This is a genomic window from Bradyrhizobium sp. (genome assembly GCF_016462955.1).
GTDB lineage: Bacteria > Pseudomonadota > Alphaproteobacteria > Rhizobiales > Xanthobacteraceae > Bradyrhizobium.
Genome location: NZ_JAEMSD010000519.1, coordinates 146 through 4,681 on the forward strand (window position 1 = coordinate 146; position 4,536 = coordinate 4,681).

At 66.7% G+C, this 4,536-nt stretch carries 1 protein-coding gene; it reads left to right on the top strand.

The features are described 5' to 3' along the window. On the top strand, positions 1-4,347 hold a 4,347-nt coding region (locus tag JHD07_RS33285; RefSeq protein WP_291629853.1), incomplete at its 5' end, for a helicase-related protein. Positions 4,348-4,536 lie beyond the last annotated feature (189 nt).

Below are 4,536 nucleotides of genomic sequence, written 5' to 3' on the forward strand. Positions count from 1 at the left end.
AGCTTTGACCTCGCCGTGGGCAATCCGCCGTTCTCGGACCGGACCGTGCGCTCGGATCGCGCGTACAGGTCGATGGGCCTTCGGCTGCACGACTATTTCATCGCCAGGGCAATCGACCTCCTGAAGCCCGGCGCCCTCGCCGCCTTCGTCACGAGCACCGGCACGATGGACAAGGCGGACGCCTCGGCGCGTGAGCACATCGCGAAATCGGCCGACCTGATCGCGGCCATTCGTCTGCCCGAGGGCAGCTTCCGCGCCAGCGCCGGCACCGACGTCGTCGTCGACATCCTGTTCTTCCGCAAGCGCAAGGTCGGCGACGCGGAAAGCGACCTGTCGTGGCTCGACCTCGACGAGGTGCGGCCGGCGGCGGAAGACGAGAGCGCGATCCGCGTGAACCGATGGTTCGCGCAGCGCCCGAATTCCGTGCTCGGCGCGCACGCGCTCGCGTCCGGTCCCTTCGGCGAGGCCTATACGTGCCTGCCGCGCGAGAACGAGGATCTCGAAGCGACGCTCAAAGCCTCGGTCGACCTCCTTCCGGGAGCCGTCTACGACGGCGAGCCGGAGGTGATTGATCCCGACCTGGAAGAAGCCGGCGATCCATCGGACGTCGATTGGTCTGCCGATCGCCATGTGCGCGAGGGCAGCTACTTCTTCGACAAGGCCCACGGCTTGATGCAGGTCGTCGACGGCGACCCGGTCGCGGTGAAAGCGCGCAAGGGCCGCAGCGCCGACGGCATCCCGGAAAAGCACATGCGCATCATCAGGAAGCTGATTCCGGTCCGCGACGCCGTGCGCGAGGTGTTGAAGGCGCAGGAGCTCGACCGGCCCTGGAGGGACGCGCAGGTCAGGCTGCGCATCGCTTGGTCGAGCTTCGTTCGGGACTTCGGCCCGATCAACTTCACGACGGTCTCGACCGCGGAGGACGAGGAGAGCGGCGAGGTGCGCGAGACGCACCGCCGGCCGAACATTCAGCCCTTCCTCGACGATCCCGACTGCTGGCTGGTCGCCTCGATCGAGGACTATGACCTCGAGACCAACACCGCAAAGCCCGGGCCGATCTTCACCGAGCGGGTGATCGCGCCGCCGGCGGCCCCGGAAATCATCAGCGCGGCCGACGCGCTCGCCGTCGTCCTCAATGAGCGCGGCCGCGTCGACATCGAGCACATCGCCGAGCTGCTGCACCGGGACCGCGACTACGTCGTCGCCGAACTCGGCAGCGCCGTCTTCCGCGACCCCGCGGACGGCTCGTGGCAGACGGCGGACTCGTACCTGTCGGGACACGTGCGCGAGAAGCTGAAGGCTGCTGCTGCGGCGGCCGCGCTCGACCCCTCCTACGAGCGCAACGTCACGGCGTTGCAAGGCGTGCAGCCCGCCGACCTTAAGCCCTCCGACATCACCGCGCGTCTGGGCGCGCCGTGGATTCCGGCCGCCGACGTGGTCGCCTTCGTCAAGGAGACGATGGACGCCGAGATCAGGATCCACCACATGCCGGAGCTCGCATCGTGGACCGTGGAGGCACGTCAGCTTGGCTGGACGGCGGCCGGCACGTCGGAGTGGGGCACCGACCGCCGGCACGCCGGCGAGCTTCTCGCCGACGCGCTAAACAGCCGCGTCCCGCAGATCTTCGACACGGTCAAGGATGGCGACAGTGAGCGCCGCGTCCTCAATGTCGTCGACACCGAAGCTGCCAAGACCAAGCTGCAAAAGATCAAGGACGCGTTCCAGCACTGGATCTGGTCCGACCCTGATCGTACCGACCGCCTTGCGCGCGTCTACAACGACCGGTTCAACAACATTGCGCCGAGAGCATTCGACGGCTCGCACCTGAAGCTTCCGGGCGCCTCTGGCGCTTTCGTTCTTTACGGGCACCAGAAGCGCGGCATTTGGCGAATCGTCTCGGCCGGCTCGACCTACCTGGCGCACGCGGTGGGCGCCGGCAAGACCATGACGATGGCCGCCGCCGTCATGGAGCAGCGCCGGCTCGGCCTGATCGCCAAGGCGATGCTGGTCGTTCCGGGGCACTGCCTTGCGCAAGCCGCACGCGAGTTTCTCGCGCTCTACCCTAACGCCCGCATCCTCGTCGCCGACGAGACCAACTTCACCAAGGACAAGCGGCACCGCTTCCTGTCGCGGGCTGCGACCGCCACCTGGGACGCGATCATCATCACGCACAGCGCCTTCCGCTTCATCGCGGTGCCCTCAGCCTTCGAGCAGCAGATGATCCAGGACGAGCTGGAACTCTACGAGACCTTGCTGACGAAGGTCGAGAGCGACGATCGCGTCTCGCGCAAGCGTCTCGAGCGATTGAAGGAGGGCTTGCAGGAGCGCCTGGAATCGCTTTCGACCCGCAAGGACGATCTGCTGACGATCTCCGAGATCGGCGTCGATCAGATCATCGTCGATGAGGCGCAGGAGTTCAGGAAACTCTCCTTCGCGACCAACATGTCGACGCTGAAGGGCGTCGACCCGAACGGTTCCCAGCGCGCGTGGGACCTCTACGTCAAGTCGCGCTTCATTGAGACGAAGAACCCAGGCCGTGCGCTCGTGCTCGCCTCCGGCACGCCGATCACCAACACGCTCGGCGAGATGTTCTCGGTACAGCGCTATCTCGGCTACGCGGCGCTCCTCGAGCGCGGGCTGCACGAGTTCGACGCCTGGGCGAGTACATTCGGCGATGTCACGACCGAACTTGAGCTGCAGCCATCCGGCAAATACAAGCCGGTGACGCGCTTCGCTACCTTCGTGAATGTGCCCGAGCTCATCGCCATGTTCCGCTCCTTCGCGGACGTGGTAATGCCGGAGGATCTGCGTCAGTACGTGAAGGTGCCGGCGGTGTCGACCGGCAAACGGCAGATCCTTACCGCAAAGCCGTCGCCGGCGTTCAAGCGCTACCAGACCCTGCTCGGCGAGCGCATCAAGGCGATCGAGGAGCGCGACCGCGCACCGGAGCCCGGCGACGACATCCTGCTGTCGGTTATCACCGACGGCCGCCACGCTGCAATCGACCTCCGTCTGGTTGATCCGGATAGCGACAACGAGGCCGACAACAAGCTGAACCTGCTTATCGGCAGCGCCTTCCGCATCTGGAACGAGACGGCCGAGTGCAGCTACACGCGCACGGATGGCAAACCCTTCGAGTTGCCCGGAGCCGCGCAGATGATCTTCTCCGATCTCGGCACCATCAGCGTCGAGAAGAGCCGCGGTTTCTCCGCCTACCGCTGGATCCGCGACGAGCTGGTCCGCCTCGGCGTGCCACCGGGCGAGATCGCCTTCATGCAGGACTACAAGAAGTCGGAGGCAAAGCAGCGCCTGTTCGGCGACGTGCGTGCCGGCAAGGTCCGGTTCCTGATCGGCTCCTCCGATACGATGGGCACCGGCGTCAACGCGCAGCTTCGGCTGAAGGCATTGCACCACCTCGACGTGCCCTGGCTTCCGTCGCAGATCGAGCAGCGCGAGGGCCGCATCGTGCGGCAGGGCAACCAGCACGATGAAGTCGACATCTTCGCCTATGCGACCGAAGGCAGCCTCGATGCGCAGATGTGGCAGAACAACGAGCGCAAGGCCCGCTTCATCGCTGCCGCGCTTTCCGGCGACACCTCGATCCGTCGGCTTGAGGACAGGGGAGAGAGCCAGGCCAACCAGTTCGCCATGGCAAAGGCCATCGCGTCGGGCGACCCGCGCTTGATGCAGAAAGCTGGCCTCGAAGCCGACATCGCGCGGCTCGAACGGCTGCGGGCTGCGCACATCGACGACCAGCACGCGGTGCGGCGGCAAATGCGCGATGCCGAACGCGACATCGAGCTCTCCATCCGTCGCATCGGCGAGATCGGCCGGGACATCGAGCGTCGTATCCCGACCGCCGGTGACGCCTTCACCATGGCGGTGACGGGAGATCCTCACGTCGAGCGTAAGCTCGCCGGCCGCGCGCTGATGAAGGAGATCCTGACGTTGGTCCAGCTTCAGCAGGAAGGTGAGACCGTCATCGCGTCGATCGGCGGCTTCGACGTCGCGTACAACGGCGAGCGGGTCGGCCGGGACGGCTTTCGCTACACCACGATGCTGCTGCGGACGGGCGCCGAATACGAGATCGAGTTGCCCGTGACGGTCACGCCGATCGGCGCGATCGCCCGTCTCGAACACGCGCTGGCCGACTTCGAGGGCGAACGGCAGCGCTACCGCCAGCGCCTGGCCGACGCCCGCCGACGGCTTGCCTCCTACGAGTCGCGCGACGGCGGGGACTTCGCCTTCGCCGGTTTGCTTGCCGAAAAGCGACGGCAGTTGGCTGAGGTGAAGAAGGCGCTGGCAGAGGACAGCGAAAGCGCCGGCGAGCTGGCCGCGGCCGCATGAAAAGAGCGAGGAGAGAGGAAGGGAGAAGGCCCGCTCGCAGATCGGGCGGGCCGTCGACGCTGGCGCTCAACCGCCGCCTGCGCGATCCCAGCCCGTCGTCCTGCGCAGGGCTTTGCCCCGCTGGGACTGCCGGCCAGGGATGCTCGGCCGCAGTTGCACCGGCCCGCCCGCTCCGCAGGGCCCAGGGGT